Origin of the sequence: Neisseria sicca (assembly GCF_017753665.1) — a bacterium.
In the GTDB taxonomy this organism is placed as follows: Bacteria; Pseudomonadota; Gammaproteobacteria; order Burkholderiales; family Neisseriaceae; genus Neisseria; species Neisseria flava.
Map to the genome: position 1 here is coordinate 2,171,932 of NZ_CP072524.1, position 16,323 is coordinate 2,188,254.

Consider the following 16,323-nt stretch of genomic DNA (forward strand, 5'->3'; position numbering starts at 1 on the left):
TTTTCTGTTAGGGAAAGTTGCACTTCAAATGCGAATCCGCCGACCTTTTGATGTATTTTTTCCGAAAGGAAGAAATCAGCGTTTTTTCTTGGCGTTTTTCTTTTCGGCGGTGGCAAGGCGCATGGCGACGAATTCGACCATCAGCTCTTTTTTTGTCCAGAAGAAGTTTTTCATTTTTTCCAGAGAATAGATTTTGCGCACCATCATGGGCAGGCCGGCATGGATGATGGCGGCGACTTCGCCGTTGCGGGTTTCGTCCGCCATGGCGGTTTTGAGGTCGGTATTGTTGGCGGCGAGGTAGTCGCCGATTTGTTTTTGAACGCTGGTGCTGATTTCAAATTGCTTAATCATGTTTTCTTTCCGTTTTGTGTTTGTTCCGCGAGGTCTGGCGGCTATTAGTTTTAATTACATGCGCATTTTAACAAAATTTAATCTTATTGCATATCAACTGTGCGAAATTATGACGTAATTTACAATTTTTCGAGCGTAAAACAGACAGTCGTTGATATAAAGAAAACAGCCGCCGCGGTTTGGCGGGTAAAATATGCGTTTTCGAGCATGAGGTCGTCTGAAAATGTATTTGTGGTTTAAGCTCTTGCATGTGTTTTTTGTGATTTCGTGGTTTGCCGGACTGTTTTATTTGCCGCGGATTTTTGTGAATCTGGCGCAGGTCGAAGCGGCGGAGCAGCCGGTGGAATATGAGCGGCTCTCGGCGATGTCGCGGCGGCTGTATAAGTTTATGTCGCCGTTGGGGTTCGGGACGCTGGTGTTCGGCATTTTGATTCCGTTTGTTACGGGCTGGTGGGGGCAGGGCTGGCTGCATGTGAAGCTGTTGATGGGCTTGCTGCTTCTGGCTTATCAATTTTATTGCGGCGCGCTGCTTCGCGGTTTTGAGGAAAAACGCAATGCGCATTCGCACAAGTGGTACAGGGTGTTTAACGAAGTGCCTGTATTGATGATGATCGTCGCTTTGTATATGGTGGTGTTCAAACCGTTTTGATGTGTTTGCGAAACTGGCAAAACCTGTTTTCAGACAACCTTCTTTTATATTGGAATCAAACAGATGACTATTGAAATCGAACGCCGCTTCCTGTTGAAAAACGATGACTGGAAGCGCGAAGCCTCTGCGCCACAGGTGTTGCAACAGGGCTATTTGAGTGTGGAAAAAGAGCGCACCATCCGCGTGCGCATTATTGACGACAAGGCTTGGCTGACTTTGAAAGGCTATATTTCAGATGTCAGCCGCAGCGAGTTTGAATACGAAATTCCTTTGGCGCACGCGCAGCAGATGATGGAGACGATGTGTCCGTTTAAGATGGAAAAACACCGTTATCGGGTGGAATTTAAGGGCTTTGTGTTTGAAATCGACGAGTATTTCGGCGATAACGCGCCTTTGGTCGTGGCGGAGGTCGAGCTGCCTGCGGAAGATGCGCCGTTTGAAAAACCGGACTGGCTGGGCGCGGAGATTACGTCGGAAGGAAAATTTACCAATGCGTATTTGAGCAAGCATCCTTATTCAACTTGGTAGGCGGGTTGAGGAATAACGGCGCCGCCGATACTGGAGGCGGATTGTAGCGTGGGCTTTGCCTGTGGAAAAAGGCTTGGGCGATTGCCCGATTCAGGATTTTGATCGGCAGACTCGCGGGCGAAGCCCACGCTACGGCTGGCTTAATTTAATGCGCTATATCGGCTTGTTTGGTAATCAAAAGGTCGTCTGAAAACGTATCTTCAGACGACCTTTTGACTTTTTAGCCGATTTTAAGGCTGATAGCCGGGTTTCATGCCGTTGGGCAGGAGTTGCCAGACGTAGCCTGTGGTTTTCATTTTGCCTGCGACTTCGCCTGCTTCGTCGCCGTAACCCCAGAAGTAGTCGACGCGGACTGCGCCTTTAATCGCGCTGCCTGTGTCTTGCGCCATGATGAGGCGGTTGAGGGCTTTTTTGGTGGTCGGATGGGCGGTGGCGACAAACAACGGTGCGCCTAAGGTGATGTAGTGGCGGTCGATGGCACCTGCGTATTCACCCAAGAGAGGCGTGCCCAATGCGCCGACCGGACCGGCTTCACTGCTGCCGGTCAGTTCGCGGAAGAAGACGTAGCTGGGGTTTTGTCCCAAGACTTCGGCGAGGCGGCTGGGGTTTTGCTTCATGTAGGCTTTGATGCCCTGCATGCTGGTTTGCGCGAGGGGGAGGTAGCCTTTGTCTGCCATGTAGCGTCCGATGGAGACGTAGGGGTGTTCGTTTTTGTCGGCGAATCCGACGCGGATGTATTTGCCGGACGGGGTTTTCAGACGACCCGAACCTTGGATGTGCATGAAGAAGAGTTCGACGGGGTCTTCTGCGTAACCGAGGATGGGGGCTTTGCCGTTGAGCGCGCCGCCGTTGATTTGGTTGCGGGTGTAATAAGGAACGAAGCGGCTGCCTTCAAATCTGCCTTTGAGGGCGGTGCTGCGGGCGGTAATGGGGAATTGGGACAGGTCGGCGGTGTGTGTGCCGCTGTTGTCGATGACGCCGCTGTTGGCACCGGTTTGGCGGATGCGGACGGTGGCTTTGCTGCTTCTTAAATTGGCGGACAGGGGGACGGAAACGAAGTCGTTGGGGATGCCGTAGATGGGGAAGCGGGCCTTGCTTGTGGCTTTGTCATCGCCGAGCAGGACGGGCTCGTAGTAGCCGGTGATGGTGCCGGCGGGGTTGCCGTTGTTGCTGACCTGCCAAGGGGTGAAATAGCGTTCGAAGAAATGCTTGGCTTGGAAATGGTGGACGGGCGTCTGCATGGCTTGGGCGCACACGTCTTGCCAGCCTGCGCGGTTTTTGAGTTTTTCGCAGCCTAAGCGGAAGGATTGGAGGCTTTTGGCGAAGTGTTGGGTGCTCCAGTGCGGCAGTTCTTGGTGGGACACGACGGTGTAGGTCGCGCCGCCGCCGCTGACGGTGGTGCCTGCGGGGTCGGGCGTGCCGGTGGGGCGGTCGGGGCCTTTGACGGTGGTGGTGTCGACTTCGGGGAGGTTTTTGATGCGTTTGCTCGGGCAGGCGGAGAGGACGGCTGCGGCGATGGTGAGGAGTGTGATGCGGTATAGGTGTTTTTTCATAATGCTGTCTTAAAGGTCGTCTGAAATCGGGTGGATGGGAACGTGGTTTGCAGACGGGATATTGGTTCGTTTATTCAAGAGCTTGGGATTCTAACACAGTTTTTCCGCCTGCTTCGGCTCAAGGCGTGAGGTCGTCTGAACGCGGATGGGGCGGGTTTTCAGACGACTTTGTATGTTGTGGCGGATATTGTTTAAGGGCGGGAATATATTTTGACTGCCGTATCGGCTGTTGGGAGACGGGCTGGAAAAGTACGTTTGTCCGATACTTTCGTCATTTCCTTGTTAACATTCGTAACGGTGTTTATTACTTAAAAATAAAAATTATTTGCATTTGTTTAATTATCGGTTTATAAATATTTAGGCATAAGGTCGTCTGAATTTTCTTGGAGAGGATTTATTGCAGCCGAATAGAATAGATAAGGCGGCGGGTGAAACGGCTTGGGTAAAAGAATAAATGGTTTAGTTTTGGATATTTAGTTTTAAGGTTTGTTTTATATATGTTGATTGCTTTTCTGATTATGTTGCGCGAGGGTATCGAGGCGGCTTTGATCGTCGGTATCGTCGCGGGTTTTTTGAAACAGTCGGGACATTCGCGGCTGATGCCTAAGGTGTGGCTGGGCGTGGCTTTGGCTGCGCTGATGTGTTTGGGCATCGGATACGGCATCCATTCGGCAACGGGCGAGATTCCGCAGAAGGAGCAGGAATTTGTGGTTGGCGTTATCGGTTTGGTGGCGGTGGCGATGCTGACTTATATGATTTTATGGATGAAAAAAGCCGCCCGTTCGATGAAGCAGCAGCTTCAGGATTCGGTTCAGACCGCCTTAAACCGCGGCAACGGTCAAGGCTGGGCTTTGGTCGGCATGGCTTTTCTGGCTGTGGCGCGCGAGGGGCTGGAGAGTGTGTTTTTCCTCTTGGCGGTGTTTCAGCAGAGTCCGACTTGGTCTATGCCCGTCGGCGCGGTATTGGGGCTGCTGGCAGCAGTGGTCATCGGCGCGCTGATTTATCAGGGCGGTATGCGTCTGAATCTGGCGAAGTTTTTCCGCTGGACGGGCGCGTTTTTGATTGTGGTGGCCGCCGGCTTGGTGGCCGGTTCGCTGCGCGCGCTGCATGAGGCGGGCGTGTGGAACCACCTACAAGAGGTGGTGTTTGATTCTTCCAAATACCTGCATGAAGACAGCCCGCTGGGCGTGCTGCTCGGCGGCTTCTTCGGCTATACCGACCACCCGACGCAGGGCGAGGTGCTGGCGTGGCTGCTGTATTTGGTTCCAGTCATGATTTGGTTTCTGCACGGCAGCAAGCCCGCCGCGGTGCAGAGGTCGTCTGAAAGCCATTAGGGACTGTCGACAGCCCCTAGTGGCGCTTAAAAATTCCGTATCTCATTCTTATCAACATGCCAAAGAGGTTTGAAATGAAAAAACTCAATATAACTGCTTTATCCGTGATGCTGGCTTTGGGTCTGACCGCGTGTCAGCCGCCCGAAGCGGAAAAATCCGCGCCTGCCGCGTCAGGTGCATCAAGCGCGAATGCCGACGGCACCGTCAACGTCGGCGTGAACGACACCGCCTGCGAACCGATGGAACTGACCGTACCGAGCGGACAAGTCGTGTTCAACATCAAAAACAACAGCGGTCGCAAGCTCGAATGGGAAATCCTCAAAGGCGTGATGGTGGTCGACGAGCGCGAAAACATCGCCCCCGGACTTTCCGACAAAATGACCGTCACCCTGCTGCCGGGCGAATACGAAATGACCTGCGGCCTCTTGACCAACCCGCGCGGCAAGTTGGTGGTAACCGACAGCGGCTTTAAAGACACCGGCAACGAAGCTGATTTGGAAAAACTCGCCAAACCGCTTGCCGACTATAAAGTTTACGTCCAAGGCGAAGCCAAAGAGCTGGTTGCCAAAACCAAAGCCTTCACCGACGCCGTCAAAGCGGGCGACATCGAAAAAGCCAAATCCCTGTTTGCCGACGCCCGCACCCACTACGAACGCATCGAGCCGATTGCCGAACTCTTCAACGAACTCGACCCCGCCATCGACGCGCGTGAAGACGACTTCAAAGACAAAACCGAAGACGCGGCCTTCACCGGCTTCCACCGCATCGAACACGCCCTTTGGGTCAAAAAAGACGTATCCGGCGTGAAAGACATTGCCGACAAACTCATGAAAGACGTTGAAGCCCTGCAAAAAGAAATCGACGCCCTCTCCTTCCCGCCGAACAAAGTCGTCGGCGGCGCGGCAGTGTTGATTGAAGAAGTTGCCGGCAGCAAAATCAGTGGCGAAGAAGACCGTTACAGCCACACCGACTTGAGCGACTTCCAAGCCAACATTGAAGGCGCGCAAAAAATCGTCGAACTCTTCCGTCCGATGATTGCCGAGAAAAACAAAGCCCTGCTCGAGAAAGTCGATGCCAACTTCAAACAAGTAACCGACATCCTCGCCAAATACAAAACCAAAGACGGCTTTGAAACCTACGACAAACTCAGCGACGAAGACCGCAAAACCCTTCAGGCACCAATTAACGCCCTTGCCGAAGACCTGAGCCAACTGCGCGGCACACTGGGCCTCAAATAAACTTGACCCGCCCGTTTCAGACGACCTTTTGAAGAAATACAAGGGGTCGTCTGAAAACTTATCGCTGACAGCAGTAATCGCAGTCGTAGCGTGGGCTTTGCCCACGAAAAAAACTAAAACCGCGGCACACCTTGCCACCATACCCAATACATTTCGAAACCATGTAACCCTTACTAAACGACGATTCAAAGTTTTCAGACGACCTTAAACGTCGTCTGAACATTCAAAACAGCCAACTGTAAACACAACACCCGCGTACATACCGCCGCCCGAATCCCCCGCAAAGGACTCCATTATGAGCCAAGACAACAACCCACAACCCACCCAACCGACGAAACGCACCCTGTTCAAAACCGTCCTCGCCGCAGGCGCAGCCGGCGCGGCAGGCTGGTTTGCCGGCAAACAACAAGGCGAAACCGCCGCCGAGACCCGCCACAACGAACACTCACCGCAAGCCTACCCCTGCTACGGCACCCACCAGGCCGGCATCACCACCCCGCACCAACTCTTCGGCATCATGTGCGCCTTCGACGTAACCGCCAAAGACCCCAAACAACTCGAAAACCTCTTCCGCACCCTCACCGCCCGCATCGAATTCCTCACCCAAGGCGGCGAATACCAAGACGGCGACGAAAAACTCCCCCCCGCAGGCAGCGGCCTACTCGGCAAAACATTCCGCCCCGACGGCCTCACCATCACCGTCGGCGTCGGCAGCAGCCTCTTTGACGACCGTTTCGGACTCAAAGACAAAAAACCCCGCCACCTCCAAGAAATGCGCGACTTCCCCAACGACCGCCTCCAAAAATCATGGTGCGACGGCGACCTCAGCCTCCAAATCTGCGCCTTCACCCCCGAAACCTGCCAAGCCGCCCTGCGCGACATCATCAAAAACACCGCCCAAACCGCCGTCATCCGCTGGAGCATAGACGGCTGGCTGCCCAAAGCCGAACCCGGCGCCATCGCCGCCCGCAACCTCTTAGGCTTCCGCGACGGCTCCGGCAACCCCGACGTGTCCGATCCCAAAATTGCCGACCAAGTCCTCTGGACAGGCATCGCCGCCAACAGCCAAGACGAACCCGCCTGGGCGAAAAACGGCAGCTACCAAGCCGTCCGCCTCATCCGCCACTTCGTCGAATTCTGGGACAGAACCCCCTTGCAGGAACAAACCGAAATCTTCGGCCGCCGCAAATACAGCGGCGCCCCCATGGACGGCAAAAAAGAGGGCGATACCGCCGACTTCGCCAAAGACCCCGACGGCAAAACCACCCCCAAAGACAGCCACATGAGGCTCGCCAACCCGCGCGACCCCGAGTTCATGAAAAAACACCTGCTCTACCGCCGCGCCTTCAACTACTCCCGCGGCCTCGCCGCCAACGGTCAGCTCGACGTTGGCTTAGTGTTCATCTGCTACCAAGCCAACCTCGCCGACGGCTTCATCTTCGTCCAAAACCTGCTCAACGGCGAACCGCTGGAAGAATACATCAGCCCCTTCGGCGGCGGCTATTTCTTCATCCTCCCCGGCGTCGAAAAAGGCGGCTTCCTCGCCCAAACCCTGCTCAGCGCGTGAACACAGGTCGTCTGAAACCTGACGGCGCATAGGTTCTATCCGTCAACCTCTCCCTGTAAAAGGTCGTCTGAAAACTAAGTATTCCAGTTTTCAGACGACCTTTCCGTCAAGTGGACACAGGCTTAGGACAAACCAAACCCGTAGCGTGGGTTTCACCCACGACCTGCCGCCCGAACATCCGAATCCAATCATATCCGTTCATTCGTGGGTAGAACCCACGTTGCAGGCGGCTGGCTCTCCCGTCTGGAGGGAGAAGTTGGTTCTACGGCTTGCACGAATTTGATTTTACCTAAACCCAAAAAACCACCCCCATCCTAACCTTCCCCCGCCGGACGGGGGAAGGAACAAATTGCTGTTGCAGCAACCGGTAGCGTGGGCTTCGCCCACGACCTTCCGTCCGAATATCCGAATCCAATCATCTCTGTTCATTCGTGGGTAGAATCCACGCTACGGGCGGCTGGTAACGGATAGGGTAAAGCAAAAAAGGTCGTCTGAAAACCTAATTTTGGTTTCAGACGACCTTCTCTTGTCTGCTGTACGGCTTATTGCTGCTTCGCCGCCCATTCCGCAGGCGTGGCGGCAACGGAAATTGACAGCGCGTGCAATTCGTTGCTGGCCAATTGCGCCTTCAGACCGTCTTTGATCAGGCGGTGGCGGGCGAGGCGGGCTTTGCCTTCAAACTCGGAAGAGACGATGACGGCGAAAAAGTGATGTCCGTCGCCTTCGACTTCGACGTGTTCGCAAGCGGCAACGCCTTCAATCAGCGATTTGACTTGTTCTGGGGTAAGCATTTGTATTCCTTGTTTCAAAAACATTGCGGCATTATACAGAATAATGCCGTCAAACATCGCTAACTTGCTGAGGATGTATCTGAAACATTATTCATTAATATTGAATCAACATGAGATTTGCAGAGGTCGTCTGAAACATTTTCAGACGACCTCTTTGCTTGTTTTGAGATGCCGGATACTTAAAAATATCATTTTTTTAGTACGGATGAATCCGGGTAAAAGGGTTTTGGCATATAAATTGTTTTCAAATAAAAAGATAAAGTTTCGCTTTAATTGCAAATTAAGGTTAAGAAAATAGAAGTTATTAAAGATAAGCGGATATATAAATAACTAAAAGGTCATGAAATCAGGTTTGAGAGATTGTTATCTAAGGTATAGATAAATTCTGAAATTTGTTTGAAAGTGACAATATACGTCATATCCGTTGAATAATTTTTGCAATTGAAATATTGGCATCGAAGAAGATGATTTCATTTTTGGTTATTGGGTCGAATGTTTGAAAAGTAGGTTGGTTCGACAATCCAATAATATATTAAATTTATTTGTTTAACATTTTAAGTCAGAGAGTAAGCATGAATAAAATCTATCGTGTCGTATGGAACGAAACCACACAGACGTGGAACGCGGTGGCGGAATTCGCCAAAGCGCATGGGAAAACAGCTTCATCAGGCATAGGCGGTATTGTTGCCTCCGCAGGCGTGCGCTTCGCGTTTACCGCCATCATGTCCGGTCTGTTGCTTGCCAGCGGTCAAGCTATGGCTACAGCAGAAAATAACGGTAAAACCCTTGCTAATGGTAAAGCTATCTCTGCGGCTACCGAAGGTACCGACTACAACACCTGCTATTTCGATACCACCAGCTACAATGTTGTCTGCGGCGATGATACGACGACTGCATTAGATTTCATTCCTCAAGACAACGGACAACCTCCAAAACAAGGTAAATCTGTTTCTATCGGACAAGGAGCCCAAACCAGCGGAGAAAGTAATGTTGCCATCGGTCCGAAAACGGTTACTGCCAACACAGGCTCTATTGCCATCGGCGTGGCGGCAAGTGCCAATCACAACCAATCTATCGCTATGGGACAGGAGGCATCAGCAAAAGGTGAAGCCGATGTCAGTATTGGAAAATTGGCAGGCGATACCGTTTCTTCCGACGGCCGCAATATTGCCATTGGCGAGAGCGCGCTGAAAGGCGGTTTGGGAGTCAATAATGTCATCGCCATCGGTTCATCGGCGGGCGTTGATTCCAACAGCAGTCATTCGGTTTATATTGGTACCGGTGCGACCGGTAAGGAAGCTAAAAACGTTTCTATCGGATATTTGTCGAACACCAAAAGCGGCAGTATTGCAGTTGGTGACAACTCAAATGCGCAGGGCAATTCGTCCGTTGCCATCGGTACCAAATCCGTTGTAACCGATGTAGCAGGTAATGGCGTTGCCATTGGTTTCAATTCCACTACTTCGGGATTGAGTGCTGTCGCCATCGGTGGTTCAAGTTCGATCGGTAAAGGTGCCAATGCATCGGGTCCTGCCAGCCTGGCAATAATGGGTACTGCCGTCGCTTCTGCACAGCGTGCCATCTCCATAGGCGAATTTACGGTCGGTTCAGGAGCTTATGGTATTGCCATCGGCGGTAAAGCAAATGCACAGGGCACGTCCTCCATCGCGATTGGCGGCAGTCAGGCGACGGACAAAGCGACGAACGCAACCGGTAATTTCTCAACTGCTATCGGTTATGGTGCCAAGACCGTCAATCATGATACCACTGCCGTCGGTAAAAACAGCACGGCAAACGGCCTGCGCGCCACAGCCTTCGGTGTAGACAGCAATGCAGGTGCTGAAAACGCCTTGGCTGCCGGTCCGCAAACCACTGCTTCTGCCAAAGGTGCAATTGCTGTCGGTTTTGCCACTCAGGCAACCGGTTTGAGCAGCATTGCAGTCGGTAAGGAAGCCATTGCCACTACAGAAACTTCTACTTCACTCGGTCAAAACAGCCAAGCCACCGCCAACAACGCCGTTGCCATCGGTAACAAAGCCGTAGCGGCAGGTACGGGCAATATCGTAGTGGGTACGAACGCAGGTGTGTACGACGCTACCGTTTCCGCAGGGCGCACAGTCGGTGCGGACACCGTCTATATCGGTGCGGACAGCGGTCGCAATGCCTATACCAACGAACGCCAAATCTCCATCGGTAAAGGTACGGGCAACAACGCTACCGGCGTGGACAACATCGCCCTCGGCTTGCGTTCCGGCGCATTTGTGTCCGGTGCAAACAACGTCGCTATCGGTAGGGAAGCAGGCATGGGTACGGATGCCCAAAAACTGAGCGTCACTTCCACTGTCGCCATCGGTGAAGCTGCAAAAGGCAGCTTCAGCAACACCGTAGCCATCGGTAAAACGGCCTTGGCAGAAAAAGAATCCGCAGTTGCCGTCGGTATGGTTTCCAAAGCCAGCGGCGACAATTCGGTAGCCATCGGTAAGACTGCCAATGCCAGCGCACACGAAACCGTAGCCATCGGTCATGAGACCGTTGCCGGAGCCGTTTCTTCCGTCGCTGTTGGTCAGCGTGCCAACGCATCGGGCAGTGAGGCGGTTGCATTGGGTATCGATTCCAATGCCTCCGGTAAGTTTGCTGTCGCCATCGGTAACATGGCGAAGGTAACCGACAGCAAACTCAACGGCATTGCCATCGGCAGCAATGCTGTCGCTTCGGAAGACTATGCAATGGCGATGGGTCTTGACACCCAAGCAACGGGCAACAGCTCGATTGCCTTTGGTAATACTGCGAAAGCGCTTGGGAAGGAAGCTGTTGCCTTTGGTCATTTGGCAACTGCTGCAAAAAATAATACCCTCGCACTTGGTGTTTCTGCTAATTCCGCCGAAGTCGGTGCAGTAACTTTGGGTGCATACACCAAAGCTGATGCTGTTACGGGAACTGCATTGGGTTATTCTGCTCATGCCGTCAATGAAAACGATGTCGCTTTGGGCGGCAACAGTTTGACTGAAGCGCACCACAACGGCGACTACACGCTGAATGGCAACTATACCGCTGCCGGAACAAGCTCTTACGGTACGGTTTCCGTCGGTAGCATCAATACCGCTGAAGCAGGCAAACCTAGCAATGCCTTCACCCGTCAAATTCAAAACGTCTCCGCGGGTGTCATCAGCGCAACCAGTACCGATGCCATCAACGGCAGCCAGCTTTACGCGACCAATTCTTACCTGCTCAACTTGGGTAAAAACGTCAAAGATGCCTTGGGTGGCAGTACCCAAATCGACGATGCAGGCAACCTGACCCTGAACAATTTAGGCGGTACAGGCAAAGCCAATGTTCACGACGCTTTGGAAGCGATGAACAACAAAATCGACCAATTGGGTGGCGGCAGCTCCAGCCATTTTTACAGCGTTAATACGGCCTCTGATACCCGAGGCAACTACAACAATAACGGTGCAACCGGATTGGATGCTCTGGCAGCAGGTGCGGACGCGCAGGCAGCGGGCGATTTTGCCGTAGCCGTCGGTACAGGCGCGCAGGCGGTGATTTCCAACTCTATCGCCATCGGTAAAAACGCCTCCGTCAACGAAGACACGGCATCTGACGCGAGTGTAAACGGTTTGACTAAAGGCGAAGGTTCCGTCGCCATCGGTGCGAATACCAAAGCCAGCGGCACTAATGCTACCGCCGTTGGCCAATCATCCAATGCTTACGGTCAAAACTCCTTCGCAGGCGGTCAGTCTTCCAAAGCGTTGGGTAAATCCAGCGTAGCGGTCGGTGACGGCGCGCAGGCTATTCACGACTCCACTACTGCAATCGGCGCATACAGCCAATCCACGGCGGCAGGTGCGACCGCATTAGGCTTTAATACCCGAGCTACTGCTTTCGGTACCGTCGCGGCAGGTCGGAACAGCAAAGCCGTTGCCAATAATGCCTTAGCATTGGGTAACGAAGCAGACGCGCAAAAAGACGACACCATCGCCATCGGCTACAACGCCCAAGCCACGCAAAACCGTGCCGTTGCCTTCGGTAAAAACGCCAAAGCCACCGCAGGCGACACCTTTGCCTTGGGCGATTCGGCAAAAGCCTCTGTCGGCAATGCCATTGCCTTCGGTAAAAACGCCAATGCCGCTCATGCAGGTTCTATCGCATTGGGTGCCAATTCCGCGACTGAAGCAGCCGTTCAGACGACCTCTGCCACTGTTGGCGGTCTGACTTTCGGCAATTTCGCAGGTAACACGCCTGAGTCCACACTCAGCATCGGTACGGCAGGCAAAGAGCGAACGATTACCAACGTCGCCGCAGGCCGCATCAGCAACAACAGCACCGACGCAGTAAACGGCAGCCAGCTTTATGCGACTCAAAACGTCATGAACAACATCGGTACGACCGCAGTCGGCGTATTGGGTGGCAATGCAGCCATTGCGAATGACGGTACTATTACGATGTCCAACATCGGCGGTACGGGCGCATCCACCATTGAAGGCGCGATTTCCGCCATCAACGACGCCTCTTACAAGTCGTTCAAACTGAATACAGCCAAAACCAGCGGTACCAACGGTGAAGCCAACAACCACTCGCTGAAAGAAATTACCAACGGTTCGACCATCACGTTGGAAGCGGGTAAAAACATCGTGCTGAACCAAAACGAATCTACCGTCAGCATCAATACCGCCGATGCGCCTGAGTTCGCAGGCAAAATCACCGCCAAAGGCGGACTGGATATGTCCAACACCAAGATTACTAATCTGGGCAAGGGCGACCAGCCGACTGACGCGGTTAACCTGAGCCAGTTGACCGATGCCATCAACAACGTCCGTGCGACCACGCTGACGACAGTCACTAATGATGCTCCGTTCGCATATGTCGCCGACGATGGCAAAATCTTGAAGCGCAACGTAACGGTTGATGGTTCAGGCGCAAAACAGGTTTCCTTTGTTTATGCCGACGATGCAAGTACGCCATATAACGGCAACGTAACCATTGCTGCGTTGAATCCGACCGACTCGCAAACCACCGTTCCGACCACGGTTGGCAACGTTGCTGCAGGTAAGGGACAAAATGATGCGGTAAACGTATCCCAACTGGACAAAGTTGCCAAAGCCTTGGGTACTTCCGTCAACAGCGCGACCGGCGAAATCGCCGCACCGAAATACTCTGTGATTTCCGGCAGCCCTGCGACTTCAGGCGTAGCTGATTACAACGATGTCGGCAGTGCATTGACTGCCTTGAGCAATGCCGTCCGCGCACCTCTGACTTTTGCAGGCGACAGCGGTACGCCTTCAACCCGTCAATTGGGCAGCACTGTTGCCGTTAAAGGTGGCGAAGCCGATGCAACCAAACTGTCCGACAGTAACAACATCGGTGTGGTTTCAGACGACGTCAATGGTACGCTCAACGTCAAACTTGCTAAAGATTTGCAAGGTTTGAACAGCGCGCGATTCGATACGGATGGCAGCTCCACGACCATCAATGGCGGCAATGTTACCTTGGTTGGAAAAGACGGTGAAGTAAACGCTTCAACAGCCGAAGGCAATACTTTGACCGACCAGGACGGCAATACCACCAAATCCATTGCCGGTATTACCGAATTGACAGATGAGGCTGGCAATACCAACTTGCTGAACGCCAAAGGCATCGAATTGAGCAATACCGACGGCGGCCACAGTGCGTTCAAAGCTGACGGCAGCAGCATTTCCGATAAAAACGGCAACAAAGTCGATACTACGGCAACCGGTATTACGTTGACTTCGGCAGCAAACGGCGGCAAACAAACCGTCAGCCTGACTCAAAACGGCTTGAACAACGGCGGCAACAAGATTACCAACGTAGCCAAAGGTACGGAAGACAACGACGCCGTCAACGTTGCCCAACTGAACGAACAACTCGCCGCCACCGAAAAAACCACTACTGTCGTCGCCGGTAAGAACGTGACCGTCAGCGAAAAAGTGGACGGCAACAACACCGAGTACACCGTCAACGCCGACAAGACCACCCTCAGCCAAGCGGCTAACGGTGCGGTTAAAGTCAGCGAAGGTGCGAAAGACGCCGACGGTGTCACCGATTACGCTTTGGATCTGACCGACGAAGCCAAAGCCGACATCGCCAAAGGCGTGGCGGCGAAAGACGCGGTGGACAACAAAGGCCTGACCTTTGCCGGCGACAACGGCACAACCGGTGCGAAGAAACTGGGTGACAGCCTGAGCGTCAAAGGCGACGGCAACATCCTGACCCGCGCCGACGAAAACGGCATCAGCTTCTCTCTTGCCGACAAGATTACCGTCGGCAAAGCAGGCAAAGGCAACAAACCGCTCGTGATCGACGGTACCGCCGGTCTGATTTCCGGTCTGAGCAACACCACTCTGGGCGGTGCGGACTTTGCCACTAAAGGTCAAGCCGCCAGCGAAGAGCAGTTGAACGCAACCCAAGCCAACCTGGCGAACCTGCTCGGCGGTAACGCAGCCAACGACAAAGGCAACGTGACCACTACCGACATCGGCGGCACAGGCAAAGACAACGTCCACGACGCCATTGCCGCAGTGAAAGAAACTGCCGACAAAGGCTGGAACCTGAACGCCAACGACGAAACCTCGTCTGAAAAAATCGGCTCAGGCGACACCGTGACCTTCAAAGAAGGCAAAAACGTCAAAGTCAGCCGCAACGGTAAGAACATCACCGTAGCGACTTCAGACGACGTCTCCTTCGATAAGGTTACCGTAGGTGGCAGCGTACTGACCGACAACGGACTGACTGTGGGCAACGGCAAAGCAGGCAAACCTGTCAGCCTGACCAAAGACGGTCTGAACAACGGCGGCAACAAAGTGTCCGACATCGCCGCAGGCGAAGCCGACACCGACGCAGTGAACGTTGCACAGCTCAAAGCAGCCGCAGCGAAAGCCACGTCCAAAGTGGACAGCGGCAACGACAACATCGTCGTCACACCTGAGCAAAATGCCGACGGCAGCACCACTTACAAAGTGGCGACCGCACCTAACCTGAAAGCCGACAGCTTCACCGCAGGCGATACCGTTGTGAACAAAGACGGCGTTAAAGTCGGCGATAAAGTAGCGCTGGACAAAGACGGTCTGAAAGCAGGCGATGTCAACATCACTGCCGACGGTATCAACGCAGGCAACAAAGCCATCAGTAATGTTGCTGAAGGCAAGAAAGATACTGATGCAGTAAATGTTGGACAGTTGAACCGTCTGACCGCTGCTGCTAAGACAGAAGTCGAAGCCGGTACCAACATCGCCAGCGTGAGCAGCAAACAAGGTGCGAACGGTCAAACCGTTTACACCGTGAACGCAGACGGCGCGAGCGTTTCCGCAGGTTCCGACAATATCGTCGTGACCAAAGGCAACAAAGACGCCAACAACGTAACCGACTACGCGGTTGACCTGTCTAAAGCCGTCAAAGCCGACATCGCCAAAGGCGTAGCGGCGAAAGACGCAGTAGACAACAAAGGCATCAGCTTCGCAGGCGACAGCGGTACGACCGTTGCCAACAAACTGGGTGATACCGTCGCTGTTAAAGGCGATGTCAACATCACCACCACCGCAGGTGCGAACGGTATTCAGGTCGGCCTCAACAAAGACCTGAAAGTCGACAGCGTCAAAGCAGGCGATACGGTTGTGAACAACAGCGGCGTCAACGTCGGCGACAAAGTGGTGCTGGGCAAAGACGGTCTGAAAGCAGGCGATGTCAACATCACTGCCGAGGGCATCAACGCAGGCGGTAAGAAAGTCACCAACGTCGCCGCAGGTACCGTCGCCGCAGACAGCACCGATGCGGTTAACGGCAGCCAGTTGTATCAAGCTAATCAGGCGATTAACCAAAGGGTGACCAACCTTGGCAATTACGTGGTGAACATGGGCGACCAGATCAACCAACGTATCGACAATGTTGAAAGCGACTCTAAAGCCGGTACCGCAGCAGCAATGGCGGTGGCTGGTCTGCCGCAAGCCTACCTGCCGGGTAAGAGCATGATGGCGGTTGCAGGCGGCGTATACCGCGGTGAAAGCGGCTACGCAGTCGGCTTCTCCAGCATCTCCGACGGCGGCAACTGGGTCATCAAAGGTACCGCTACCGGCAACTCGCGCGGCCACTACGGCGCGACCGCAGGTGTCGGCTACCAATGGTAATCCTGACCTAAAGCCTGTTTGAAGGCAAAGCAAAGGTCGTCTGAAAACCCGAAACAGGGTTTTCAGACGACCTTTTTCTATATCGGGTTGAATAGGAGGGGTAGTTTTCCAATATGCTGGATTTCGCAAACACCCGCTTGACACAAAACGCTAAGATTTGTTTTCAGACGACCT

General features: G+C 53.4%; 9 protein-coding genes. 6 read left to right on the forward strand and 3 right to left on the reverse strand.

The genetic code is table 11. From position 1 onward, the window contains the following. Nucleotides 1-75 precede the first annotated feature (75 nt). Entirely contained in the window at nt 76-351 is a 276-nt protein-coding gene (locus J7445_RS10310; RefSeq protein WP_019270152.1) for a hypothetical protein, read from the reverse strand. Between the two features lie 223 nt (nt 352-574). Between J7445_RS10310 and J7445_RS10315 the strand changes: the two genes are divergently transcribed. Both J7445_RS10315 and J7445_RS10320 read left to right on the forward strand, forming a co-directional pair. Then, the gene (locus J7445_RS10315) at nt 575-1,000 is read left to right on the forward strand and encodes a CopD family protein (RefSeq protein ID WP_070656603.1); all 426 of its coding nucleotides are present in this window, start codon (nt 575-577) and stop codon (nt 998-1,000) included. Nucleotides 1,001-1,063: 63 nt separating this feature from the next. Then, nucleotides 1,064-1,528: a CYTH domain-containing protein gene (locus J7445_RS10320; protein WP_209283039.1), complete on the forward strand. Its 465-nt coding sequence runs from the start codon at nt 1,064-1,066 to the stop codon at nt 1,526-1,528. A 230-nt stretch (nt 1,529-1,758) separates the two neighbouring features. Here the strand turns inward: J7445_RS10320 and mltA are convergent, their stop codons facing one another. Beyond that, nucleotides 1,759-3,081 (reverse strand): murein transglycosylase A, encoded by a 1,323-nt coding sequence (mltA, locus tag J7445_RS10325; protein WP_209283040.1) that lies wholly within the window; start codon nt 3,079-3,081, stop codon nt 1,759-1,761. A gap of 497 nt (nt 3,082-3,578) precedes the next feature. Between mltA and efeU the strand changes: the two genes are divergently transcribed. The 3 genes from efeU to efeB all read left to right on the forward strand — a co-directional run bounded on the left by efeU (nt 3,579) and on the right by efeB (nt 7,220). Continuing rightward, nucleotides 3,579-4,415, forward strand: a complete 837-nt coding sequence (gene efeU / locus J7445_RS10330) for an iron uptake transporter permease EfeU (protein ID WP_070492712.1) — start codon at nt 3,579-3,581, stop codon at nt 4,413-4,415. Between the two features lie 74 nt (nt 4,416-4,489). Further along, on the forward strand, nt 4,490-5,653 hold the full coding sequence (gene efeO, locus J7445_RS10335; RefSeq protein ID WP_070656607.1) for an iron uptake system protein EfeO: 1,164 nt from the start codon (nt 4,490-4,492) through the stop codon (nt 5,651-5,653). Between the two features lie 295 nt (nt 5,654-5,948). Continuing rightward, nucleotides 5,949-7,220 (forward strand): iron uptake transporter deferrochelatase/peroxidase subunit, encoded by a 1,272-nt coding sequence (gene efeB / locus J7445_RS10340; RefSeq protein ID WP_019270159.1) that lies wholly within the window; start codon nt 5,949-5,951, stop codon nt 7,218-7,220. Nucleotides 7,221-7,762: 542 nt separating this feature from the next. On the opposite strand, the gene J7445_RS10345 is transcribed toward efeB, so the two are convergent. Beyond that, complete coding sequence (locus J7445_RS10345; protein WP_029609441.1) at nt 7,763-8,011, reverse strand: BolA family protein; 249 nt, start codon at nt 8,009-8,011, stop codon at nt 7,763-7,765. Between the two features lie 572 nt (nt 8,012-8,583). Between J7445_RS10345 and J7445_RS10350 the strand changes: the two genes are divergently transcribed. Next, entirely contained in the window at nt 8,584-16,149 is a 7,566-nt protein-coding gene (locus J7445_RS10350) for an ESPR-type extended signal peptide-containing protein (protein WP_209283041.1), read from the forward strand. Nucleotides 16,150-16,323 lie beyond the last annotated feature (174 nt).

Excerpts from the sequence above, each read along its gene's own strand:
- J7445_RS10320 (WP_209283039.1), top strand. The coding sequence starts at position 1,064 with ATGACTATTGAAATCGAACGCCGCTTCCTGTTGAAAAACGATGACTGG.
- efeU (WP_070492712.1), top strand. The coding sequence starts at position 3,579 with ATGTTGATTGCTTTTCTGATTATGTTGCGCGAGGGTATCGAGGCGGCT.
- J7445_RS10310 (WP_019270152.1), bottom strand. The coding sequence starts at position 351 with ATGATTAAGCAATTTGAAATCAGCACCAGCGTTCAAAAACAAATCGGC.
- efeB (WP_019270159.1), top strand. The coding sequence starts at position 5,949 with ATGAGCCAAGACAACAACCCACAACCCACCCAACCGACGAAACGCACC.
- J7445_RS10315 (WP_070656603.1), top strand. The coding sequence starts at position 575 with ATGTATTTGTGGTTTAAGCTCTTGCATGTGTTTTTTGTGATTTCGTGG.
- J7445_RS10350 (WP_209283041.1), top strand. The coding sequence starts at position 8,584 with ATGAATAAAATCTATCGTGTCGTATGGAACGAAACCACACAGACGTGG.
- mltA (WP_209283040.1), bottom strand. The coding sequence starts at position 3,081 with ATGAAAAAACACCTATACCGCATCACACTCCTCACCATCGCCGCAGCC.
- efeO (WP_070656607.1), top strand. The coding sequence starts at position 4,490 with ATGAAAAAACTCAATATAACTGCTTTATCCGTGATGCTGGCTTTGGGT.
- J7445_RS10345 (WP_029609441.1), bottom strand. The coding sequence starts at position 8,011 with ATGCTTACCCCAGAACAAGTCAAATCGCTGATTGAAGGCGTTGCCGCT.